We start from the raw sequence: 21,269 nt of genomic DNA, 5'->3' as shown, positions 1-21,269 counted from the left end.
CAGAGCGTGAGACGTCCGTTGTGTCAGCGCCGCTCGGCGGCGTGAAGGGGTGCGCCCTGCGGTGGGCTTGGAGGTCGACCGGGGAAGTGACGTCCATACCGCCCCTTGGACAGCAGCGTGCCGCTGGACGCACGGTGTACGCGGTTGCCGCCACAGTCCTCGACGGCCGCCCCGTTGCTGTCACCGGCCTCCGCGACGGCTCGCTACGGCTGTGGGATCTCGACACCGCGCAGCAGATCGGCAGTCCGCTCACCGGGCACACGGCCGCGGTGTATGGACTTGCCACCGCAACGCTCGACGGCCGGCCGGTCGCCGTCTCCGCCAGCAATGACAAGTCGGCACGGGTGTGGGACCTCACCACGGGCCAGCAGCTCGGCAGCCCGTTCACGGCGCATGCGGCGATCGTGCGGGGCGTCGCCACGACCACGCTTCACGGCCGGCCGGCGGCGGTCACCGGCGGATTCGACGGGGCCGTGCGGGTGTGGGACCTGGCCACCGGCGAACACCTCGGTGAACCGTTCACCGGTCACGAGTACATGGCGTCCCATGTGGCCTTGGCCGAGCTCGATGGCAGAACGGTGGCGGTGTCGAACGGCTCCCTCGGGGAGATACGAGTGTCGGATCTGGCCACCGGCGAACAACTCGGTGAACCGTTCACCACTCATAAGGACACCGTGTCCACACTGGCCACGGCCACGCTCCACGGACGACCGGTAGCCGTCACCGGAGGCCACTACGACGGCACGGTGCGCGTGTGGGACCTGGCCACCCGCCAGTTGGTCGGAAACCCGTGGGTGGGCCACGAACGGGGCGTGGACGGTATCGCTTTCACCACGCTCGACGGTCGGCCGGTGGCCGTGACCGCCGGCACCGACAAGACCGTGCGGCTCTGGGACTTCACCACCGGGGAGCAGCTTCACGTCTTCACCGGACACACCGACTTCGTGTGGTCGGTCGACCTGACCGTGCGCGGCAGCCGGCCCGTCGCCGTCACGGGCAGCAGCGACGGCACGGTGCGGGTATGGGACCTGCGGTTCGGGCTGGAGCCCGCGGAGTCCGCCATCGGCCACCGCCGGAAGGTGCGGGCGGTGACCAGCGCTGTAGTAGACGGACGGCCCGTGGTGGTCACCGGCAGCGATGACCACACCGTCTGCCTGTGGGACCTGACCTCAGGCCAGCCGTTCGGGCAGCCGCTCACGGGGCACAACGGACCGGTACGGGCGCTCGCCACCACCCTCGTCGACGACCGCACCGTCGCCGTCACCGGCAGCGACGACTGCACCGTGCGGATCTGGGACTTGGCCGCCGGTAAGCAACTCGGCGCTCCGTTGATCGGCCACACGGGCGCCGTCCGCTCAGTCGCCACCACCTCGGCCACCGGGCAGCCCCTGGCCGTGACCGCCGGCACAGACAAGACCGTGCGGGTGTGGAACGTCGCCACCGGCGAGCAGATCGGCGCGCCCGGCGTCAGCCACCGCCGCTGGGTCCGCGCCGTCGACACCGCGGTGGTCGACGGCACACCCGTCTCCGTGGCCGGTTCGTTCCACGGCGCCTTCCGGGTTCGGGAGCTGGGCACCAATCGGCAGACCAGCTCTCTTTCCCTTCGGCGCCAAGGCCTTCCCGTGCAGCAGATCGCCACCACCGTCGTCGGCGGGCAGCCGGTCGCCCTCACCACGAACGGCCATGTGGAGCACTGGAACTGGAAAGAGGACGTGTCGGTGAGGCTGTGGGAGGTGGAAACCGGCCGGCACCTCGGGAAACTGCCTGCTGTCAACGTGCAGGTGCTCACGGTGACATCGGTGTACGGCCACCCCGTTGCCGTCACAGCCAGCGGTCGTGCAGTGGAGGTATGGGACCTCACCACCCACCAGCAGATCGTCCCCCGCCTTCACCTCCCCGACGCTGTGACAGCCGTTGCCGTGGACGAGGCGGGGCACATCGTCGTCTGCTTCGGTAGCGGCGTCGCCGTGTTCGGGATCGAGGGGGAGCCGCGCAGTGAGCTTATGGGAGGCCAACGACGGGCCGGACGATGACGATGACGGCGCCGCCGGGGCCCTCGTACGGGCCAACTGAGACGGAAACTGAGACGGACAACACGAAAGGGGTGACTCCTGAGGGAGTCACCCCTTCGTCTTTCCTGCTCACAGCGGTAGCGGTGGGATTTGAACCCACGGTGGAGTTGCCCCCACACTCGCTTTCGAGGTCTGTTCGGGCTGGTCAGAGGGTTGTACGGGGTTGTTCAGGAAGGTTCAGAGCGGGCTCCGGCCGCGTCGGGCGAACCCTGGTGAACGGCGCCGGACGTTCGTGAATGAGACCAAAAGTGAGACCAGGGGCGCAGCCTCCCCACACCCGTTCAGCCTGAGGCTTCTCCTCGGGGACCAGGAGTTCCACCCTGGTCGTCGTCCCCGTCGTCGTCAGCGTCCTCATAGTCCGCCAGACGGGCACCTCTGCTATCGGCGACGCGCAGCGCGTTGGCCAACGCGCGGTTGGAGGCTTCGAGCGCTCGGCGGAGCGCGGGCACTCCTGCCGTGCTGTCGCTCAGCACCTCCTGCACATCCTTGCGCGCCGCATCGGCGTCGCACAGTTGTTCCTCCTCGGTTGCATCGGCGAGGGGCGCGAGCACGCTCTCGCCGTCTCCCGAGCTGAGGAAGCAGGGCTTGCCCGTCTCAGTCACCCATGGCAAGAGGCGGAGCCCCGGGCAGGGTGCGGCGGTCTTTTCCCGCTCGTAGCTCAACGCTCTCGCCCTCCGACGCGGGAATCGGTGATCGTGGTCAGCATGGTCCGTCCCATCCCTTGGCTGTCCGAAGGACAGTGAGTGTGGTCGTGGGGGTGATGATCAAGGTCTCGCCGCTCGTGAACGTGACCCGCTTGCCGCCTCCGGAGAGATGGACGAGGTCATGCACGCTCAGGGCTCGACCACCTATCCGGATCTCGTCGCCTAGGAGGACAGAGGCCGCGTCGACCTCGATGGCGACCTGCCTCTCACTTCGAGTCATGCTTGGGCCTTCCACGGGGCATGGACCTCTCGGAACTGGCGCGGTGACACGGGCAATCGCACGTCTCGTAGGAGATGCCAGCGGTTGCTCGGGGCTGCTTGCGGCCGGCGTGGCGGCAGTCCTTGTGCTCCCCGACGTGGCAAACGGGGGATCGGTAGCTCACGCCTGGCCACCGCCCACGTGCGCCGTGCCCGAACGGGGGTAGAGCCGGAGCGTGTGGCCCTGCGCGCTGCTCTGCCGCGTACGGGCCTCATGTGCCAGGAGGTACGGGCGTACGAGAGCACTGGAGCGGTCCTCTGTGTACGTGGGTGCGGAGGGCTTCGGTGAGGAACGGAGGTATCCACTCGCACGCGGAGGTGGAACCGACCGGTGACGCCCGGTGGCAGGAAAGAGCCAGCGGGCCAAGTGCCCTAAGGCTCGGACGAGGTATCGGGTCATGAGTAGCAGCTCCCTACGCCGGAGGCTCGGTCCCCTCTGGAGTGGCAGCACGTTCGCCCGGTGGGGCGTCGGTGAGGACGACAGCCCACGCCACGGACCCTTGCGCACTGATTTCCATCCCGAACCGATCACCTCTGTGCAGCGCAGCTAAGAGCGCCTTCCACGCCGCCTCTGGCATGGCTTCGGGGGTGACCGCCTCGACCCGGATGGAACCGACCTGACGTTTGATGTGTGGGGTGAGCCCAGCCACGGTGATCGCGGATGCGATCGATTGGGCCACGGCCTCGTGTTCGGGCATGGTGATCCTCTGCCGCTAGGACTCACAGTGAGTGAAGCTAGTTAGCTAGATTAAAGCTAGTGAGCTAGATTTTCCACATGCCTGAGCAGCCGCCCTACCTCCACATCGCCGACCTGCTCCGGCGCCGCATCTCGGGCGGCGAGTGGCCGCCGGGCGAGCGGCTGCCGTCCCGGGCGCGTCTCGCCGCCGACTACGGAGTCGGTGACGCGGTCGTCCGCCGTGCCCAGGAACTACTCATCTCCCAGGGCCTTCTGGAGGGACGCGCGGGCTCAGGCACCTACGTCGCCGAGCCACGCGAGCGCCTGCGCATGGTCCGCTCCCTCCAGCGCACCCGGCGGGACGGTTCGCCCTTCCGCGCGGACATGGCCGACCTCGGCAAGACCGGCACCTGGGAGGCCCGGAGCGAGGCGAAGGTGCCGGCCCCGCCCGCCATCGCGGACCGCCTGCGGATCACGGAGAGTGACCCTTGTGTCCGGACGGATTACGAGTTCATGGCCGAGGGCAAGCCGGTGCAGCTCTCAGTGAGTTGGGAGCCGTTGAGCATCACGGGCGGCACCATCGTCGTGCTCCCGGAAGGCGGGCCGCATGCCGGCCGCGGCGTGGTGGAGCGCATGTCCGTGATCGGCGTCGAAGTGAGCCGCGCCGTCGAGCGGCCGGAGCCCGGGGAAGCGTCCGCTCGCGAGGCGCAACTGCTCGGCATCCCGCGTGGGGCTCTGGTCACGCGCATTGAACGCACGTACTACGCGGACGATGGGCGACCGGTCGAGACTGCCGACATCGTCATTCCCGCCGCCCGCGCGGAGATCGTGTACGAACTGGAGATAAGCCCCGAAGTGTGAGGGGCGAACGGGGAATACGGCCGCCGCGTCCCCGTTGTGGCGCCTGGGGAGGCCGCCTATTCGCGCGCGTAGGGCGTCGACCAGTTCCAGCGTGTCAGTCCACCGGTGCAATCCGCTCACACTTGGACCTCGACGGGCGACGGGTTGGCAATCTTGTTGCCGCTTCAGAGAGGATCGTGGAACCATTCGGTTCATGAGTGACGCGCCGCAGGTGGATCTTCCCTTTGACTCACCCCTTCAGATTGACCCGGACCAGTGGCATGCATTTGCCCACCCAGACGACCTCACGACCGTATCGGTGACCGATATCGCGCGTGCTGGCTTCTCGGCGCTGAAGCTGCCTATCCCCGACCCAGGGATTCGCGATCTCCCTGATGGGTGGGACGAACGCGATCCGGACGTGATACTTGCAATTCGTCGCAAGTCCCATCGGTACCCGTGGGTGGACATTGTTCTCTATCGCGACGGTAGGTCACAAATTTTATTCGGCTGCCGCGATGATGAGGAAATAGAAGAGGAGCAAGTCAAGGATCGAGCACATGCCATTCTGTCACGTCAAGGATTCGCTGTTCACAATGTAATAAACGACGACGACGACCCCGGCAACGACGGTCGGCATTGGGCTGTCGAGTCGCGGATTTACAGATACTCGCATCGAGTCAGAGATATCTGGACGGTTGCACGCCAACTTTCGGCTGCCCTCAAGTATGAGGAACCTCTGGAGGGTGTGACGAAGGGCGAGGTCCTCCGTGCGCTGCGTAGCGGTGCATCTGACGTGCTACTTGGCCTAAGGGAGTCCTCATGGCTGGAGTTCAAGTCTATCCTGCCTGACCTGGCTCAGTCCGCTGGTCCGGCTGGCCGAATCGAGTTGGCAAAGGATGTCGCCCAGTTCGCGAACTCATTTAGCGGCGGCCTGCTCATCTACGGTGTGCGCACCAAGAATGACGGCCGCGGGGATGTAGCCAGGAAGTTCACGCCTCTCCTTGCGGAGTCACGTCAACTTACTGTGATTCGGGATATCGTCGATCGTCGGATTTATCCGTCAATTCAGAGGATGCGCATCGATTACTTGGCGGTGAAGGGTGGCCATCTTCTCTTGTTTGAAGTGCCGCCCCAGTCGAGTGAACTCAAGCCTTTCATTGTGGAAGGAGCTGTCATCGGGGGCGCGGCCCTCGAAAGCGCCTTCCTGATTCCGCAACGAATAGGAGACCGGATAATCCCCGTTGCAGGAAGGGAACTCCATGGTTTGATCGCAGGTAAGTTGTTCGCCGTGGATCACATCGAATGAGTCTGAACTTCGGTCAATTTTCATAGTGGCAGGTGTGCGTTCGCCTCGCGGGCAGCCGGGGACATGTGCGGCAGCTCAACGACTGATACTCCGGCGGTACGCAAGATCTCGACTCCGTCGACATCGGAGACGAACAAGTCCGGCTCTCGCCAGGCGATGACGACGCGGGGAATGCCAGCGGCCAGAACCAGCTCGGTGCACGTACGAGGTCGCGAGCGTCGTTTGGCGCAGGGTTCCAAGGTGCTGTAGATCGTCGCGGAGCCAAGGCGCGCGTCATCGGCCGCGAGCTTGCCGAGAGCCGACTCCTCGGCGTGAACATGCAGATCCGTCTCGCGCGAGTAGCCGTTCGCGATCTCGTTGCCGGCCGCGTCCACGATGACCGCGCCGACCGAGAACGCCATCTCGCTAGGCGGGCAAAGGCGGGAGAGGTCGATGGCTCGGCGCATCCAGGTTTCGTCCGCGGCGGATGGCTCCGCGGTCATGTGCCGCTCTCCTCCTTCGGGAGGTAGCGCATGAGCACGACATCGCCGATCGTCCGGACCTCGGCGAGCACCATGCGCCGAGTCGACGTCCAGGGGTAGTCGGCAGGGTGAAGGAAGCGCGGAGCATCGGCCTGGCCGACGACGAGCGGGGCTATGGCCAAGTGGATCTCGTCAACGAGGTCTAGCGAGAGGAACGCGGTGTGGATGTGACCACCGCCTTCGACCATGAGGCGCTGGATGCCGCGCTCGCCGAGGTCGTCCAGGAGGGCGCCGAAGTCCAGGGCTTCCCCAGTGGAGACGACGTCGGCGAGACCCTTGAGGCGCGCGCTGCCCGGCCGTACTCCAGCTCACCCCGGCCGCCGACAACACGCTGAAGAGCTACCAGGAGGAGCTGGAGATCCAGCTCCGTCCCAAGGGCGGCAAGCTGGGCCATCTTCAGAAGTGGGCGGGCAAGCTGGTGGGCACCGTCGCGCGCATCGCCGGACTGCTGCACCTGGCCGCCCACCTGCACGACGGGTACGGCAAGGCCATCGATGACAGCACCATGCTGGGTGCCATCGAACTCGGCGAGTACTTCGCCGGCCACGCGCTGAACGTCTTCGACCTCATGGGCGCTGACGCAGCCCAGTCGCGGGCCAGGACGCTCCTGGAGGTGCTGGCAGCGAACGGCTGGGAGACGGTCAGCCGTCGCGACCTCTTCGCCAAGCTCTCCCGCGCCGAGTTCCCCACGGTTGCCGACATGGAGCCGGCCGTCTCCCTCCTGGAGGAACACGGCTACCTGCGCATCCACACACCACCCCGGAACGGCAAGCGCGGCCGTCCGCCGGCGCCGCGCTACCTCATCCACCCGCAGGTACGTGAGGGGCTGGCATGACCGCACGCACCGCCCTGCGCGGCGCGGTCCGGCCGCACAAACCGCAGAAACAACAAAAACCCCTCACCTCACGCGCTGACCAGTGGCGTAGCACCCTCGGCCCGGTGCCGAGCCAGCCGCCGCAGAAAGCGGGGGAACCGCCGCACAAATACCCGCGCATCAATGCTCACAGCCTGGACGGCCAAGCCGACCCGTATTTCTGCGGCACATTCGATGCTTTCTGCGGAAGCCGCCCTGTCACCGACGAATCCCCAGGTCAGGAGCCAAGTCCGCTGGTTTCTGCGGATTCTGCGGTTTCTGCGGCGAACCTCCGTACCCCAAGCGCTGAAGGGAACACCGTGCAGCACACCCTGAGCCCTCGTGATCACTGCGACATCGACCCGACTGTTGCCCTGCTCTCGGTTGAAGAAGCTGCCCGTCGGCTCTGCATCGGCAGGACCGTCTGCTACCGGCTCATCAGCGCTGGAGAGCTGGAGTCGGTCACGGTCGGCCGCCTCCGGCGTGTCCCCGCAGACGCGATTCCCGAGTACGTCGCCCGCCTGCGGGCGCTTGGCCGTCCCTTCGTCCAGTCCGCAGCCTGAGAGAGGTGAGACCCGTGGGAGACGACAAGAAGCGCGTCCGGCAGCCCAACGGCCGGTCCTCGATCTATCTCGGGAAGGACGGTCGTTGGCACGGCCGCGTCACGGTCGGTGTACGCGACGACGGCAAGCCGGACCGACGCCACGTCGGCCGGAAGACGAAAGCGGCAGTCGTCGAGGCCGTGAGGGAGCTGGAGCGCATGCGTGACGCCAACGCCGTGCGCAAGCCGGGCAAGCCGTGGACGGTCAAGGCATGGCTGACGCACTGGATCGAGAACATTGCTCCGCTCGGGGTCAACGAGAACACGATGGTGGGGTACGGCGTGGCCGTGCGGAAGCACCTGATCCCCGGCTTGGGGGCTCACCGTCTCGACAAGCTCAAGCCGGAGCACATCGAGGTCTTCTACGCGAAGATGCAGGCCAACGGAAGCAAGCCCGCGACCGCCCACCAGGTGCACCGCACGTTCCGCACCGCTCTCAATGAGGCGGTGCGCCGTGGCCACCTGGCGAGGAACCCGGTGCAGTTGGCCAAGGCGCCGAGGGTGCGCGAACAAGAGGTGGAGCCGTACAGCGTCGAAGAGGTGCGGCGGTTGCTCCGCGCGGCCGACAGGCGCCGCAACTCGGCACGGTGGGCCGTGGCACTCGCCCTCGGACTCCGGCAGGGTGAAGCGCTCGGGTTGAAGTGGACCGATGTGGACTTGGACCGAGGGGTTCTCATGGTCCGGCGTAGTCGGCGGCGACCCCGGTACGGGCACGGATGCGGCAGCCGCCCGTGTGGGCGCAAGGCCGGGTACTGCCCGCAGCGCCGGCGGACCAATCCCGAGACGGCCGACACGAAGTCTCGCGCCGGTCGGCGTGCGGTCGGGCTTCCTCCACAGCTTGTGGATCTGCTCCGCAAGCACAAGGTTCGTCAAGACACCGAGCGCGTTACGGCGGGTGGTGCGTGGACGGATCAATGCTGGCTCTTCGCGACCGAGACCGGCCGTGGCATCTCGACCCGCACTGACTACGACGACTGGAAGGAGCTGCTGCGCGCCGCGAAGGTGCGGGACGGCCGGCTGCACGATGCCCGGCACACTGCGGCGACAGTACTGCTGATCCTCGGAGTCTCCGAGCGCGCCGTCATGGGGCTCATGGGATGGTCGACGACCGCCATGGCCGCGCGGTATCAGCACATGGTCGATTCTGTCCGCACCAACGTCGCGCGACAGGTTGACGGGCTCATCTGGAAGCCGGACGGAGACGGGCCGGACGACGATGACGACGGCCTTGCGGGAGCCCTCGTACCGGCCAACTGAGACCAAAACTGAGACCAGATACACGAAGGCCGGGCCCGCTACGGGCCCGGCCTTTCGTGTTTCTGCACTTCAGCGGCGGTAGCGGTGGGATTTGAACCCACGGTGGAGTTGCCCCCACACTCGCTTTCGAGGCGAGCTCCTTCGGCCGCTCGGACACGCTACCGCCACGCAGCTTAGCCCACCCGCCGCCATGATCAGAAATCGTTACGGCCCGGCCGCCCGGCGCCGCGGTCGGGCGCCGGCCCGTCGCGGAAAAAGGCGGTGAGGAGGGCGGTGGACTCCGGGGCGAGGACGTCGGGGATGACCTCGGGGCGGTGGTTCAGGCGGCGGTCGCGCAGGACGTCCCAGAGGGACCCCGCCGCGCCGGTCTTCGGGTCGCGGGCGGCGTAGACGACGCGGTCGACGCGGGCGAGGACCGCAGCGCCGGCGCACATCGTGCAGGGTTCCAGCGTCACGACCAGCGTGCAGCCCGTCAGCCGCCAGCCGCCGAGCGCCGCCGCCGCGGCGCGGAGGGCGAGGACCTCGGCGTGGGCGGTGGGGTCGCCCGTCGCCTCGCGCTCGTTCCCGGCCCGGGCCAGGATCCGGCCCCGGGGAGGCGCCTCGATCAGGGCTTCGTACGAGGCGTCGGACGCGTTCGGGTGCGCCGGGGCCAGCACCACCGCGCCCACCGGGACGTCACCCGTCTCCAGCGCGCGCTTCGCCTCCGCAAGGGCCAGCCGCATCGGCGGCTCCCACAGCTCCTCGTACGGGCCGCGCTCCCCTCCTCCGCCGCGCTCCGTCAGCGGACCGTCTCCAGGACATCGGCCGCGCCGAGCATCTCGGCGATCTCGTTGACCGCGTCGCCGTTCAGCGCCAGCAGCTGCTTCTCCGAGACCCCGAGGTCCTCCAGCAGCTCCGTGTCGCCCACCGGGCCCGCCGGCGCACCGGGCGGAGCGTCGGGGTCCGCGTCCGCCTCCGCGTCCGGGCCGGTGTCGGCGTCCGGCTCGCCGTCCTCAGTGCCGTCCAGATCCGTCAGGCTGTCCAGCGCGCTGTCGTCCTCGGGCTCCCGGCCGAGCAGTTCGGGGGTGAGCAGCATCTCCCCGTACGCGCTGCGTCCGGCCGCGGCGGCGTTCGAGACGAAGACGCGCGGGTCGTCCTCGCCGTCTATGCGGACGACCCCGTACCAGATGTCCTCCTGTTCGAGCAGCACCAGCACGGTCTCGTCGTCATCGGCCGTCGCCCCGCGGGCGAACTCGGCCAGGTCGTCCAGCGTCTCCACGTCGTCGAGCTCTGTATCGCTCGCTTCCCACCCGTCTTCGGTGCGCGCGAGCAGTGCGGCGAAGTACACCGTGACTCTCCCACTGGTCCTAGGTCCTAGGTGTGCCGGGCCGGGCGGTCGAGCCTTACCTGCGCTCTCCCCCCGACCTGGGGCGGGGACCCGCCCTCACCGGAATCGTGACAGAAACAAGCGCTGTCTGCGGGGTCTTCCGCTGTGCGTCGTGAATTGGGCCGCCGCCCGGCCCTCGTTCCGTCGCCCATACGCCGTCTACCAGCGGAACGTCCGCATACGGTGCATGTGCCGCCGGCGCGCGGCCCGGGCGCGCCGCGGCTGGACGCGGGCCAGCAGCTCTTCGGCTTCGTGCAGGTCGCGCAGGAAGGCGGCGCGGCGCCGGCGGCGGCAGTCCGGGGTCTCGGGCAGGGGCTCGCCGCTGCGCAGGTCACGATGCGGCATCACGTACCTCCCGCGGCGGGGCGGGCCGGGCGGACATATCCACCTTGCACCCGGTTGGCGGTTGCGTACGAACCCGGCCTGTTTCTCCACGCGTACCCCCTGGCCCTCATGCGTATCCGCGGCCGGCCGGGACTCGGATAGATTCGGGAGCATGCGGATTCACGTGGTCGACCACCCCCTGGTGGCACACAAGCTCACCACGCTGCGCGACGAGCGCACGGACTCCCCCACCTTCCGTCGGCTGGCCGACGAGCTGGTGACGCTCCTCGCCTACGAAGCGACTCGCGACGTCCGCACCGAACAGGTCGACGTCCGTACCCCGGTCGCCCCGACCACCGGGGTCCGCCTGGCCCGTCCCAAGCCGCTCATCGTGCCGATCCTGCGCGCCGGACTCGGCATGCTCGACGGCATGATGCGGGTGCTGCCGACGGCGGAGGCCGGCTTCCTCGGGCTCATCCGCGACGAGGAGACCCTGCAACCCAGCACGTACGCGAACCGGCTGCCGGAGGATCTGTCCGGGCGGCAGGTGTACGTCCTGGACCCGATGCTGGCCACCGGCGGCACGCTGGTCGCGGCGATCCGCGAGCTGATCCAGCGGGGCGCGGACGACGTCACGGCGATCTGCCTGCTGGCGGCGCCGGAAGGGACGGAGGCCCTGGAGCACGAACTGGCGGGCGCGCCGGTGACGGTGGTCACGGCGGCGATGGACGAGCGGCTGAACGACGCGGGGTACATCGTGCCGGGGCTGGGCGACGCGGGGGACCGGATGTACGGGACCGCCTAGCGCCGGGCGCGTTACGCCTGGCGGCGGGCGCCGGGGAGCCTCAGGCCTAGCGGCGGCGCCGGGGAGCCGGCGGTGGGCGCTGCGCCGTCTGGCGGCGGGCTCCGCGTCGCCTGGCCGCGGGGCACCGCGCCGCCCAGCGACGGGCGCCGGGGCAGCCGCGAGGGCCAGGGCCTCAAGTGCCTGAGTCCCGGGCGGCGGTGCGGTCGGACGAGGGCGACGGCGCGGGCCGGTCGCCGGGCCGTGAGCTGGGCGCCGGCCGCGGGGCGCCGGCCGCGGGGCGCCGGGCGCGGGGCGCCGGCCGGGAGCCGTCGCGGCCGGGTCGGTTGCGGGCCGCGACGGCGCCGCGATCCCGCCCCGTACGTCCCCCCGGAGGGCCTCAGCGGCAGGCGTCCGGCTTCGGCGCCGGCGTCGCCAGCGCCTTCAGCGCCGCCTTCGCCTCCGCCGGCTTCGTCAGGCCGCGGAACTCGTCCCCGATGATCAGGTCGACCACCGCGCCCTTCCGCTCCACCGCCTTCGGCTTCGCCTGCGCCAACTGCACGCCCAGCACCTTCAGCTCGCCGTCCACCGTCGTCGGGGCGCCGAGCAGCAGGCCGGAGCCGCGTACCTTCTTGTCGTACTCCGCCGGGGCGTTGGCCACCTCGCCGATCTTGAAGCCGCGCTTCTCCAACTCGTCGGCGGTCTTCTGCGCGAGGCCGGTCCTGGTGGTGGCGTTCAGTACGTTGACCTCGATGCGCGCCGGCGCCGGCAGCTCGGCCGGCTTCCCGCCCGGTCTGCTGCTCTCCGGCTTCTTGCCCTCGCCGGACTTCGCGCCCGTGTCCCGCGCGCAGTCCTCCGGCTTGCCGGCCTGCACCGTCTTCTCCTCGTCGCCGCCCGTGAAGACGTCGACGAGCTGCAGCGTGCCCCAGCCGACGCCCGCGACCGCGAGTACGGCACCGAGCAGGGCCAGCACCTTCCGGCGCCGGCGGTTCCGCCGCATACGCGGGTACTTGGTGCCCTTGATGCGGTACTGCCCGCCCATCTCGGGGGGCGTCAGCATGCTCATGGCGGCAGCGTAGTGGCCGGAGGGGGCCGTGCCTACTAGATGATCTACGGGATGAACCCCGGTCCCCCCGAACGGGGCAACGGACTGGTCAGTCCAGCTCAAGCACGCGCGCGTGCAGCACCTGGCGCTGCTGCAGCGCCGCCCGCACCGCGCGGTGCAGTCCGTCCTCCAGATACAGGTCGCCGCGCCACTTCACGACGTGGGCGAAGAGGTCGCCGTAGAACGTCGAGTCCTCGGCGAGCAGGGTCTCCAGATCCAGCTGCTGCTTCGTCGTCACCAACTGGTCGAGGCGAACCGGACGTGGTGCGACGTCAGCCCACTGGCGGGTGGACTCCCGGCCGTGGTGGGGGTACGGCCTCCCGTTTCCGATGCGCTTGAAGATCACACGGAAAGCCTACCGGGGATGCGCCTCCGGGCGCAGCAGTGATGCACAGGAGCGGCAAGTCAGCGGCAAGTGCGGAACAAGGAAGGGGCAAGGGGGGCGGGCGGGCGGAAAGGGCAACGGTACGGAACGGAACGTGACCGGAGCCCGGGCCGCCTGCCCGCCCGGGCTCCCTGCGCGTGCGCGCGCGGGCGTGCGTGCTACGCCGTCACGCGCTCACCGCTCCGCGTGGTCGTCGTGCGCACCCCCGCCGCTGCCCTCGTCGCCCTCGGTCGGCACGAACGACACCGGCTCGCGCAGCGAGCTGACGTCGTGCGCGTACGTCCCGACCGCGTTCGCGATGACGTCGATGTTCGCGTCGAACGCCGGCATGCTGATGTTGTCCAGGTCATCGCACGCCGCGTGGTAGCACGGGTCGTACGCGACGCCCGCCGTGCCGCCGAACTTCGCGGCCTGCGCCTCCGTCTTCGTCCCCTCCGCGCCCGTGAACGTGCCGCCGGACGGGATGCCGACCTCGATGAAGGGGCCGTAGTCGGAGCGGCCGGTGAAGTCGGTGCCCTCGTGCGGCAGGCCCTTCCGGTCCATGAAGTCGGTGATCTGCCGCTCCAGCTGCGCCGAGCCCTCCGGGCCCGGGCCCTCGCCGGCGCCGTCGGAGTCGTCGCCGTCGTAGACGAAGAGCCCGTAGTTGGGCGAGGCGACCATGTCGAAGTTCAGGTACAGCTCGATGTCCCGCAGCTGGCGCGGGGTCAGCCGGCTCACGTAGTCCGTGGAGCCGACGAGGCTCAGCTCCTCCGCCGACCAGAACGCGAAGCGCACCTGGTTACGCGGCTTCTCCTCCGCCTTCGCCAGCTCCTTCGCGACCTCCAGCAGCGCCGCCGAGCCGGAGGCGTTGTCGTTGATGCCGGGGCCCTCGGCGACCGAGTCGAGGTGTGCGCCGAGCATGACGGTGCGGTCTTCGGCGCCGCGCCCCGTCTCGGCGATGACGTTCCGCGTCGTCCGCGGCTCGACGATCGTCTGGATGTCGACGTGGACGGTGACGGTGTCGTCGCCTCGCGCCAGCAGCGCGGCCAGCGCCTCGCCCTCGGCCTTGGTGATGCCGCCGGTGGGCACCTTCACGGCCTCGGCGTCGCCGAGGGTGCCGTTCAGCGCGCCCTCGGTGTTGTTGTAGATCACGGCGGCGACGGCGCCCGCGTCCGCGGCGTTGGCCTGCTTGACGGCGAAGTCGCAGCCGCCGCGCTGCACGAGCGCGACCTTGCCGGTGTAGTCGCCGCCCGCGAAGTCGCCGGGCTCGCAGCCGGAGGTGCCGTCGGCGTCCACGGGCGCCGCGGCGAGCGGGGCGTCGAGGCCGCCCTCGGGGGTCGACTTCGAGAAGGTCATCGCGAAGATCTCGACGTCCCGCGCCTCCGGCGCGACCACCGCGAACTCGTCCTTCAGCGTCTCGGAGTAGGTGAAGTCGAAGTAGTCGTACGAGACGTCGTAGCCGGCCTTCTTCAGCTGGTCGTAGACGTACGCGGCGGACGCCTCGTAGCCCGGCGAACCGGCGGCGCGGTGGCCGCCGTTGCGGTCCGCGAGCCGCTGGAACGTCTGGAGGTGCTTGTACGCGTCCGCGGCGCTCGACTTGCGCACCAGCTCACGGGCCAGCTGCGCGCCGTCCGCCGCCGGCGACGCGGCGCCGGCGGGCGCGGAGCTGGCGGGCGCGGAGCCGACGAGGAGCAGCGGGACGGCGAGGGCGGCCGCGCCCAGCGCAGCGTTGAGTCTTCGAGGGAACACAGGAGTCCTTCCGACGTCATAGGTGGGTGAACCTGTCCGGCGTGTGGGGTCTCCTGTCCGCAAGGCGGACGGGGGTGCGAGCAACCTAGCGACTCGAACGGCGTTGCGGAATGGGCCGGGGGGCAACCCGTCCCGGTTCAGGGCGTCTTCTTCGCCTTGGCCGACTTCGCGGCTGTCTGCGACGCCTGCGCGGGCTTTGCCGCCTTCGCCGTCCTCTTCGCCTCCTGCTTGTACGCGCGCACCTCGCCCAGCGAGTCCGGCCCGGTGATGTCCGCGACCGACCGCCGGCTGCCCTCCTCGCCGTACGCGCCCGCCGCCTCGCGCCAGCCGGCGGGCGTGACGCCGTACTGCTTGCCCAGCAGCGCGACGAAGATCTGCGCCTTCTGCTTCCCGTACCCGGGCAGCGCCTGCAGCCGGCGCAGCAGCTCCCTGCCGCTGTCCACGCCGCGCCAGACGGCCGCGGCGTCGCCGTCGTACTCGTGCACGAGGTACGCGCACAGCTGCTGGATCCGCTTGGCCATCGAGCCCGGGTAGCGGTGCACGGCCGGCTTCTCGGAGAGCAGCGCGGCGAACGCCTCCGGGTCCTGCGCGGCGATGGCGTGGGCGTCGAGGTCGTCGCCGCCCATGCGCTGGGCGATCGTGTACGGGCCGGAGAACGCCCACTCCATGGGCACCTGCTGGTCGAGGAGCATGCCGACCAGGGCGGCCAGCGGGCTGCGGCCGAGCAGCGCGTCGGCCTCCGGCTGCTGCGCGAGACGGACGGTGACGTTCATACGAGCATAATGACAGCCCGTTCCCGCACGACCGTCCGGCAACACGCGGGCCCTCGGGTGCGCGTACGCCGCGGGGACGCGTGGGCCCCGAAGGCCCTCGGGACCCCGTGCTTGTCAGAGGGGCGGCCTACCCTAGGGCGGGAGTGCGGGAAAGGGCCGCTGACCTCAGCTTGTTTTCGGCCGCTGCCCCCAGCCTCCGCCCCCAGCCTCCGCCCTCAGCCGTGCTCCACGGCCTCCGCGATCACCGGCACGTGGCTGCGCTCCACGTCTTTCGCGCTCGTCACCAGCGTCAGCGGCCCCCGGTCCCGCAGCTCGCGCAGGTGCGTCACCGCCTCCGCGCGCTCACCGCCGGACAGCTCCGCGCGGTAGCGCTCGACGAAGTCGGGGAAGCGGGAGCGGTCCGCGTGGAGCCAGCGGCGCAGCTCCTCCGAGGGCGCGACGGCCTTCAGCCACTCGTCGACGTGCGCCCGGTCCTTGGCGACGCCCCGCGGCCAGAGCCGGTCGACGAGGACGCGCGTGCCGTCGTCGGGATCCGGGTCGTCGTAGACGCGCCGCACCCGAGGGGGTGCGTGCCGCGCGGTCATACATGGCACGGTAGCCGTGCGGCGAGCCCCCCGCACCCGCCGCACGGCCCCGCTCACTCCTCGCCGGCCCCGTGTCCTTCCGCCGCCACCGCCCGGAGCAGCCCGCCCGCCGGCGGCACGTGGCCGCCCGCCTGCGAGCCGGCCGTCAGCCGGGGGAGCAGCTGCGCCGTGAGGAGGGTCGAGAGCGCGGAGACGTCCCCGCCCCCGCCGGGCCCGTCGGTGCGGATGACCGTCGGCTGCGGTGCGCTGCCCGCGAGCACCGCGCCCACCTCCAGCCGCCGCCGGGCCAGCTCGTACTGCAGCACCGCGCGGTTGTCGCGGTACGCCTGCGCCAGCCGGCGCTGCGCCTTCGCCTCGTTCTCGGCGGCGATCAGGCCGCTGCGCCCGCGGGTCTCGATCTCGAAGCGGACCTTCTGCGCCTCGGTCTCCTGCTGCTCCAGCAGCCGCGCGACCTCCTCGCGGGCCCGGTTCAGCGCGGCCTTGACCTCGACGAACCGCGCGTCGCGCGCCTTCTTCGCCCGCTCGATGTCCATCTGCAGGTTGTCGATGCGGCGCTTGCGCGTGAGGCCCCACTCCTGCTCGTACGCGGTACGCTCCTTCGCCACCCGCTCGCGGGTGGCGAGGTGCTGCTGGTACTGCGCGGGCAGCTGGACGTCGGGGATGTTGGAGCCGGTGATGCGCACGCCGTAGCGGGCCAGCTGGCGGTTGAGCAGTTCCTGCATGTCGGCCACGTCCGAGCCGCGCAGGTCGTACGCCCGCTCCGTACGCACCCGGCGGGCCCGCTGGCGGATCGCGTCCTGGACGGCGCTGGAGAGCACCAGGTCGAAGTTGCCGGCGCCGATGGTGCGGACGAAGAGCACCGCGTCGGTGATGCGGAACTTCAGGAAGAACTCGATCGAGCGCAGCGGCACGTTCTCCTGCGTCGGGCAGGCCATCACCGGCGCCGAGTACGGGATCTCGGTGGCGGTGTCGACCACGAAGTCGACCCGCGACCAGGGGTGCCAGACGAAGTGCCGGCCCGGGCCGAGCGTGCGGGAGATGGCGCCGTAGCGGGTGAGGACGCCGTTCGTCCCCTGCTCGATCTTCACGATCGAGGAGCGCCACCACCACAGCACCCCGACGACGAGGAGGAGGACCCCGACGACGTACGAGGTGGCCGCCAGCGCGTCGTACGCGCCGGCGCTCCAGCCGTCGCCGCCGCCGCTCTGCAGCCCGGCCATCACGCCCGTCGCCAGCGCCAGCAGCGACAGCCACAGCGGCACCATCCACCACAGCCGGCGGCGGTGGCGCGGGATGATGACGGGGATCAGGGTGCCGGCCTCGCCGCCGCGCAGCAGCTGGGGGATGTCGCCCCAGGCCGCGACGAGTTCGGAGATGACCGACCTGCGCTTCATGACCGCCGTACTCATGCCCCCGCCTCCTCGTGCCCGTAGTCCGCGGGACCGAAGCCCGCGGGCCCGTGGTTCCCGTGTCCGTGTCCGTGTCCTTCGGGCGCGTAGCCCTCAGGCGCGTGTGCCGCTGGCGTGTAGCCCTCCGGCGCGTATCCCTCGTTTCCGTATCCCTCGTTCGCGACTCCGCCACCGCCGACGGGCTGCGGCGCCGCCGCCTCCGCCGGCCGCGCCTCCGCCGGCCGCGCCTCCGCCGGCCGCGCCTCCGCCGGCCGCGCCTCCGCCGGCCGCGCCTCCTCCGCCGCGACGCCCGCCGGAGCCGGCACCGGCGCCGGCCGCTCGGCCTCGCGCAACGCCCGGATCTCCGGCTCCCGCTCCGCGATCCGCGCCGCGACCTCGGCCAGCCGCTCCCGTACGGCCGCCATCTCGGCCTCCGAGAACAGGTCCGCACCGTGCTCGCCGATCAGCTCCCGGGCGAGCGCCAGGAAGTCGACCCCCGCCCCGCCGCCGTTCGCGCCGTCCGCCGGGCCGCCGATGCGCAGCAGCTGCGGCAGGTGGTCGGCGACCTCCTCCAGGGTGTCGAGCACCTGCTGCTGGTAGCGGTACTCCAGGATCTCCGGCGCCTCGGCCGTCGTCACCGCGCGGATGTCGAGCGCCTGCGCCTCCAGCAGCGCGGCGTTCGCCCGCGCCTCCGACTCGGCCTGGACGTACCGCTGACGCGCCAGCGCCTCGGCCCGGTTGGTCTCGCGCTCGACGGCGGTGTCCATCTGGGCCTGGTACTGGGCGATGTCCGCCTGGATCGCGGACAGCTCCTCCTCGCGGGTCGCCAGCTCCTTGCTCAGGTCGCCCTCGTCCTGCTCCTTGCGGAGCTGGAGCGAGTACTCGTGGGTGTACGCCTCCTTGGCCATCCGCACCATCTCCGGCGCCGCGAGGTCCATGCGGTACGGCTGGTCGGAGGGCTCGGCGCTGGTGATGTTGGCGTTGGTCAGCTCGACCGCGGGCCGGAACTGGTGGTTCAGCGCGTCGAGCAGCCGGGTGGTGTCCTCGCCGACCATGTCGTAGATGCCGGCGGCCTCCTGCTCGTAGATGAGGCTGCGGATCGTCTCGCTGACGGCGTTGTTCAGCTTCTCCTCGAAGCCGCGCACCGCGCCGAGGGTGTAGACGAACTCCACCGGGTCGCTGATCCGGAACTGGATGAACAGGTCGATGGACGCCTTCACCCCGCCCTTCGTCGGGGCCTCGCGTACGGGCGCGTTGAAGGGGTATTCGCGGGTGGTGTTGAGGATGTACGAGACCCGCTTCCACGGGTTCAGCAGGATGACCCGGCCGGGGCCGACGACCTGCTCCAGCTTGCCGAACTTGGTGATCAGGGCATGACATCCATCGGGCACCATCACCATGCCCTGCCGCCACCACACGAACCCGACCGCGAAGACCGCCAGCGCCCAGTAGTGCGCGCCGAACAGCGGGTGCGTCACCACGTCGTCGCCGGCGGCGGCCACCACGATCGTGCCGAACGCGCCGACGACCAGCAGCAGCGACACCGGCAGCATGCTGAGGAACGAGCGCCCGCGCGGCAGCACCATCGGACAGATGGCGTGCACCTGCTCCAGCCCCTCGCGCCTCAGCACACTGCGGTTCAGCACCTCCCCCGCCTCGTCCAGCGGCACCGACTGCTGGGTCATCACGGTGTCGAGGCTGCCGCCCTGGTCGCGGGCGGCGGGGAAGTCCGCCGGATCCATGCCGTCCTCCCGCGGCGCCTGCCACCCCCGCCCGACGTCCCCGCCCCCGCGGACCTGCTCACCTTCGGTGAGCACCCCCCGGCGGCGCAGCTCGTCCTGGGCCAGCTGCCGCGGGTCGGCCCCCTGCATCACGGCCTGCGCCGCGCCCCTGATGCTCTGCGCATGCGAACGTGCCATGTCCCCCTCCTTCGGTCGTGCGATCACTCTCCGCAATCACAACTGTTTCGTACGCCTGTGCACAGGCACAGTCGCGGATCGTGACAACACGGGTACGCGGTCATTGCACGATCCCGGCAGTGAGGGCCAGATCCCCGTGGGCAGCAAGGAGGGGGCGAGGTGACGGCGAAGCAGGTTGTGTGTCCCCGTACACCGGAGGACATCCGTCGTGCGCTGGAGCGCAAGCCGGAGTGGCTTTCAGGGCTTTCAGCAGGAGTGGATGGCCGCGGCCACGGACTTCTCCGGCCAGGCGCTGGACGAGGTGCTTGACAGATGGCATCCGTTCGCGGTGGCGTGCGCGACCCCGGGGCACATGGACGAGGCGGAGGACCTGGTGCGCCGGGTGAGCATCGGCGACTCCGGGGGGATCGTGTTCTACGACGACGACGGCCGGGCCTGGACCGCGGACAACGAGCGGGTCCCCGAGAGGGACGACCCGCTCTGATGGCGCGTTCGGGCCGAAGAGCAGGCCCGGCCCTGGACCACCGCCCGGTCGTGGCCCGGGCGGTGGTCCAGGCGTCCTGCCGTCTCGCTGAGGGGATGCCGGGGTTGCTCAGGCGGAGAACTCGCCGCCCTTGACGGAGCCGACGAACGCCGCCCAGGCGGCGGGTTCGAAGAGGAGGACGGGGCCTTGGGGGTCCTTGCTGTCACGGACGGGGACGACGGCGGGGAAGTCGTCGGCGACCTCGATGCATTCGCCACCGTCCTGGTTGCTGTGGGAGCTCTTGCGCCAGGCGGCGGTGCTCAGGAAGTCGTCTGATACCTCGATGCAGGCTCCGCCGTCCTGGTTGCTGTACGAACTCTTGCGCCAGGTGGCGGCGCTCAGGAAGTCGCGGGAGACCTCGATGCACTGACCGCCGTCCTGGTTGCTGTACGAGGACTTGTGCCAGGTGGCGGTGCTCAGGTCGATGGATCGCACGGGGCTTCCTCCAACATCCGCTTGATGAACGTCCGTGATGCCGCCGGGGAGAGGGCCAGGTCGCGGACCGAGTCGTAGCGAGCCTGGAGCCGCTCGACGGCGGCCATCTCCTCGACGAGGGTACCCGTGTACCCGGTTTCCACCCACGCCACCGTGCGATCGTCGAGGGTCCGCAGGAACATGGCGTCGGTGTTGGTCAGGGCGTGGAGTCCGGCGGAGTACTCCAAGACTTGGATCGACACGTTCTTCAGCTCGCCCATCTCCAGCAGGTGTTCAAGCTGCTTGCGCCACTGTCCGGGATCCTTCAGCGGGGTGCGCAGCACGGCCTCGGACAGGATCGTCCGGAAGCGCGGAGCGTCGTCGGCGGTCAGCAATTCGCGCCGCCCCATGCGGGCTTCGACCTGCTGAGCCAGCTCGTCACCGCTCAGTCCGCCCGCTTCGAGCATGGCCCGGGCGTAGTCCTCGGTCTGCAACAGGCCGTGGAGGTTGGCTGCCGAATAGTGCCACAGGCTGAGCGCCTGGGACTCCAACGACATGTACCGGCGGTACTGCTCGCGGAACAGCGACGGATCGCGGATCGCCAGCTCCCACAAGGTGAGTAGCAGCCTCCCGGTCCCGTAGTGCTGGTCGAGCGCCTCCATCACCTCCGGGCTGCCCATGGTGTAACCCGTCTCCAGCTTGTGGAACAGCGACGGATCCCACCCCAGCGCTTCCCCGACCTGACGCAGGCTCTCGCCCTTCTGCGACCGGAGTAACCGCAGTTCCTCCATGAGCCGTTGGCGCGGTTCCTGGCTCCGGCCCGTGACTACTCGTCTCGGCGGCATGGCGTGCTCCTCTCTGACCGTCCGGTCCTGTTCAACGAGCGAA

The 21,269-nt window shown here is 70.0% G+C and carries 25 protein-coding genes and 1 tRNA gene; 9 read left to right on the top strand and 17 right to left on the bottom strand.

The window, feature by feature from the left end; translation table 11 throughout:
- Positions 1-134 precede the first annotated feature (134 nt).
- Entirely contained in the window at positions 135-2,033 is a 1,899-nt protein-coding gene (locus T328_RS23085) for a WD40 repeat domain-containing protein (protein ID WP_496498029.1), read from the top strand.
- 320 nt (positions 2,034-2,353) lie between these two features.
- Here the strand turns inward: T328_RS23085 and T328_RS23080 are convergent, their stop codons facing one another.
- Together T328_RS23080 and T328_RS23075 are read right to left on the bottom strand one after the other, a co-directional pair.
- Positions 2,354-2,734: a hypothetical protein gene (locus tag T328_RS23080; protein WP_496498028.1), complete on the bottom strand. Its 381-nt coding sequence runs from the start codon at positions 2,732-2,734 to the stop codon at positions 2,354-2,356.
- A 713-nt stretch (positions 2,735-3,447) separates the two neighbouring features.
- Entirely contained in the window at positions 3,448-3,732 is a 285-nt protein-coding gene (locus T328_RS23075; protein ID WP_496498027.1) for a hypothetical protein, read from the bottom strand.
- 77 nt (positions 3,733-3,809) lie between these two features.
- Between T328_RS23075 and T328_RS23070 the strand changes: the two genes are divergently transcribed.
- A complete protein-coding gene (locus tag T328_RS23070) occupies positions 3,810-4,571 on the top strand; it encodes a GntR family transcriptional regulator (RefSeq protein WP_496498026.1) in 762 nt (253 codons plus the stop codon).
- A gap of 193 nt (positions 4,572-4,764) precedes the next feature.
- Positions 4,765-5,859, top strand: a complete 1,095-nt coding sequence (locus T328_RS23065; protein WP_496498025.1) for an AlbA family DNA-binding domain-containing protein — start codon at positions 4,765-4,767, stop codon at positions 5,857-5,859.
- Between the two features lie 20 nt (positions 5,860-5,879).
- On the opposite strand, the gene T328_RS23060 is transcribed toward T328_RS23065, so the two are convergent.
- Both T328_RS23060 and T328_RS23055 read right to left on the bottom strand, forming a co-directional pair.
- Entirely contained in the window at positions 5,880-6,341 is a 462-nt protein-coding gene (locus T328_RS23060) for a cytidine/deoxycytidylate deaminase family protein (protein ID WP_496498024.1), read from the bottom strand.
- Positions 6,338-6,604: a RibD family protein gene (locus T328_RS23055; RefSeq protein ID WP_496498074.1), complete on the bottom strand. Its 267-nt coding sequence runs from the start codon at positions 6,602-6,604 to the stop codon at positions 6,338-6,340. Before T328_RS23055 ends, T328_RS23060 begins: the two co-directional genes overlap by 4 nt.
- Here T328_RS23055 and T328_RS23050 point away from each other — a divergent pair.
- The 4 genes from T328_RS23050 (at position 6,542) to T328_RS23035 (ending at position 9,091) form a co-directional block, all read left to right on the top strand.
- A complete protein-coding gene (locus tag T328_RS23050; protein WP_496498023.1) occupies positions 6,542-6,715 on the top strand; it encodes a hypothetical protein in 174 nt (57 codons plus the stop codon). The genes T328_RS23055 and T328_RS23050 overlap by 63 nt on opposite strands.
- Positions 6,712-7,215, top strand: a complete 504-nt coding sequence (locus tag T328_RS23045; RefSeq protein ID WP_496498073.1) for a DUF3987 domain-containing protein — start codon at positions 6,712-6,714, stop codon at positions 7,213-7,215. The genes T328_RS23050 and T328_RS23045 overlap by 4 nt, the downstream gene beginning before the upstream one ends.
- A 350-nt stretch (positions 7,216-7,565) precedes the next feature.
- On the top strand, positions 7,566-7,796 hold the full coding sequence (locus T328_RS23040) for an excisionase family DNA-binding protein (protein ID WP_496498072.1): 231 nt from the start codon (positions 7,566-7,568) through the stop codon (positions 7,794-7,796).
- 14 nt (positions 7,797-7,810) lie between these two features.
- Positions 7,811-9,091, top strand: coding sequence for a tyrosine-type recombinase/integrase (locus T328_RS23035; protein WP_496498022.1), 1,281 nt, complete (start codon positions 7,811-7,813; stop codon positions 9,089-9,091).
- Between the two features lie 76 nt (positions 9,092-9,167).
- On the opposite strand, the gene T328_RS23030 is transcribed toward T328_RS23035, so the two are convergent.
- From T328_RS23030 to T328_RS23015, 4 genes are all read right to left on the bottom strand, one after another.
- Positions 9,168-9,254: transfer RNA gene (locus T328_RS23030), tRNA-Ser, on the bottom strand.
- 31 nt (positions 9,255-9,285) lie between these two features.
- Positions 9,286-9,813, bottom strand: coding sequence for a nucleoside deaminase (locus T328_RS23025; RefSeq protein WP_496498021.1), 528 nt, complete (start codon positions 9,811-9,813; stop codon positions 9,286-9,288).
- Positions 9,814-9,869: 56 nt separating this feature from the next.
- On the bottom strand, positions 9,870-10,418 hold the full coding sequence (locus T328_RS23020) for a tRNA adenosine deaminase-associated protein (RefSeq protein WP_496498020.1): 549 nt from the start codon (positions 10,416-10,418) through the stop codon (positions 9,870-9,872).
- Positions 10,419-10,616: 198 nt separating this feature from the next.
- A complete protein-coding gene (locus T328_RS23015; RefSeq protein WP_496498019.1) occupies positions 10,617-10,802 on the bottom strand; it encodes a hypothetical protein in 186 nt (61 codons plus the stop codon).
- A 151-nt stretch (positions 10,803-10,953) separates the two neighbouring features.
- Here T328_RS23015 and upp point away from each other — a divergent pair, with 151 nt between their 5' ends.
- Positions 10,954-11,586: a uracil phosphoribosyltransferase gene (gene upp / locus T328_RS23010; protein WP_496498018.1), complete on the top strand. Its 633-nt coding sequence runs from the start codon at positions 10,954-10,956 to the stop codon at positions 11,584-11,586.
- 376 nt (positions 11,587-11,962) lie between these two features.
- On the opposite strand, the gene T328_RS23005 is transcribed toward upp, so the two are convergent.
- From T328_RS23005 to T328_RS22975, 7 genes are all read right to left on the bottom strand, one after another.
- Positions 11,963-12,622, bottom strand: a complete 660-nt coding sequence (locus tag T328_RS23005; protein WP_496498071.1) for a LytR C-terminal domain-containing protein — start codon at positions 12,620-12,622, stop codon at positions 11,963-11,965.
- Between the two features lie 94 nt (positions 12,623-12,716).
- The gene (locus T328_RS23000) at positions 12,717-13,013 is read right to left on the bottom strand and encodes a type II toxin-antitoxin system VapB family antitoxin (RefSeq protein WP_018836497.1); all 297 of its coding nucleotides are present in this window, start codon (positions 13,011-13,013) and stop codon (positions 12,717-12,719) included.
- A gap of 213 nt (positions 13,014-13,226) precedes the next feature.
- On the bottom strand, positions 13,227-14,780 hold the full coding sequence (locus T328_RS22995; RefSeq protein ID WP_496498017.1) for a M28 family metallopeptidase: 1,554 nt from the start codon (positions 14,778-14,780) through the stop codon (positions 13,227-13,229).
- Between the two features lie 137 nt (positions 14,781-14,917).
- Entirely contained in the window at positions 14,918-15,553 is a 636-nt protein-coding gene (locus T328_RS22990) for an HhH-GPD-type base excision DNA repair protein (RefSeq protein WP_496498016.1), read from the bottom strand.
- A 215-nt stretch (positions 15,554-15,768) separates the two neighbouring features.
- Positions 15,769-16,137 carry a DUF488 domain-containing protein gene (locus tag T328_RS22985; RefSeq protein WP_496498015.1) on the bottom strand — a complete coding sequence of 123 codons (369 nt, stop codon included), beginning with the start codon at positions 16,135-16,137 and terminating at the stop codon, positions 15,769-15,771.
- A gap of 53 nt (positions 16,138-16,190) precedes the next feature.
- Entirely contained in the window at positions 16,191-17,546 is a 1,356-nt protein-coding gene (locus T328_RS22980) for an SPFH domain-containing protein (RefSeq protein WP_496498014.1), read from the bottom strand.
- Positions 17,543-19,444, bottom strand: coding sequence for an SPFH domain-containing protein (locus tag T328_RS22975; protein ID WP_496498013.1), 1,902 nt, complete (start codon positions 19,442-19,444; stop codon positions 17,543-17,545). Before T328_RS22975 ends, T328_RS22980 begins: the two co-directional genes overlap by 4 nt.
- Positions 19,445-19,703: 259 nt before the next feature.
- Here T328_RS22975 and T328_RS22970 point away from each other — a divergent pair, with 259 nt between their 5' ends.
- Positions 19,704-19,928 carry a hypothetical protein gene (locus T328_RS22970; RefSeq protein ID WP_496498012.1) on the top strand — a complete coding sequence of 75 codons (225 nt, stop codon included), beginning with the start codon at positions 19,704-19,706 and terminating at the stop codon, positions 19,926-19,928.
- A gap of 108 nt (positions 19,929-20,036) precedes the next feature.
- Here the strand turns inward: T328_RS22970 and T328_RS22965 are convergent, their stop codons facing one another.
- Complete coding sequence (locus T328_RS22965; RefSeq protein ID WP_496498070.1) at positions 20,037-20,393, bottom strand: DUF397 domain-containing protein; 357 nt, start codon at positions 20,391-20,393, stop codon at positions 20,037-20,039.
- Positions 20,384-21,226 (bottom strand): helix-turn-helix domain-containing protein, encoded by an 843-nt coding sequence (locus T328_RS22960; RefSeq protein ID WP_496498069.1) that lies wholly within the window; start codon positions 21,224-21,226, stop codon positions 20,384-20,386. The genes T328_RS22965 and T328_RS22960 overlap by 10 nt, the downstream gene beginning before the upstream one ends.
- Positions 21,227-21,269 lie beyond the last annotated feature (43 nt).

It is taken from the genome of Streptomyces sp. CNX435, from assembly GCF_059570575.1.
This window is presented reverse-complemented; position numbering and strand designations above follow the sequence as displayed.

Bases quoted from the DNA above. Each gene is read 5' to 3' on its own strand.
- T328_RS22975 (WP_496498013.1), bottom strand. From the start codon at position 19,444: ATGGCACGTTCGCATGCGCAGAGCATCAGGGGCGCGGCGCAGGCCGTG.
- T328_RS23005 (WP_496498071.1), bottom strand. From the start codon at position 12,622: ATGCTGACGCCCCCCGAGATGGGCGGGCAGTACCGCATCAAGGGCACC.
- T328_RS22980 (WP_496498014.1), bottom strand. From the start codon at position 17,546: ATGAGTACGGCGGTCATGAAGCGCAGGTCGGTCATCTCCGAACTCGTC.
- T328_RS23060 (WP_496498024.1), bottom strand. From the start codon at position 6,341: ATGACCGCGGAGCCATCCGCCGCGGACGAAACCTGGATGCGCCGAGCC.
- T328_RS22990 (WP_496498016.1), bottom strand. From the start codon at position 15,553: ATGAACGTCACCGTCCGTCTCGCGCAGCAGCCGGAGGCCGACGCGCTG.
- T328_RS23025 (WP_496498021.1), bottom strand. From the start codon at position 9,813: ATGCGGCTGGCCCTTGCGGAGGCGAAGCGCGCGCTGGAGACGGGTGAC.
- upp (WP_496498018.1), top strand. From the start codon at position 10,954: ATGCGGATTCACGTGGTCGACCACCCCCTGGTGGCACACAAGCTCACC.
- T328_RS22960 (WP_496498069.1), bottom strand. From the start codon at position 21,226: ATGCCGCCGAGACGAGTAGTCACGGGCCGGAGCCAGGAACCGCGCCAA.
- T328_RS23075 (WP_496498027.1), bottom strand. From the start codon at position 3,732: ATGCCCGAACACGAGGCCGTGGCCCAATCGATCGCATCCGCGATCACC.
- T328_RS23070 (WP_496498026.1), top strand. From the start codon at position 3,810: ATGCCTGAGCAGCCGCCCTACCTCCACATCGCCGACCTGCTCCGGCGC.
- T328_RS22970 (WP_496498012.1), top strand. From the start codon at position 19,704: ATGGCCGCGGCCACGGACTTCTCCGGCCAGGCGCTGGACGAGGTGCTT.
- T328_RS22985 (WP_496498015.1), bottom strand. From the start codon at position 16,137: ATGACCGCGCGGCACGCACCCCCTCGGGTGCGGCGCGTCTACGACGAC.
- T328_RS23065 (WP_496498025.1), top strand. From the start codon at position 4,765: ATGAGTGACGCGCCGCAGGTGGATCTTCCCTTTGACTCACCCCTTCAG.
- T328_RS23015 (WP_496498019.1), bottom strand. From the start codon at position 10,802: ATGCCGCATCGTGACCTGCGCAGCGGCGAGCCCCTGCCCGAGACCCCG.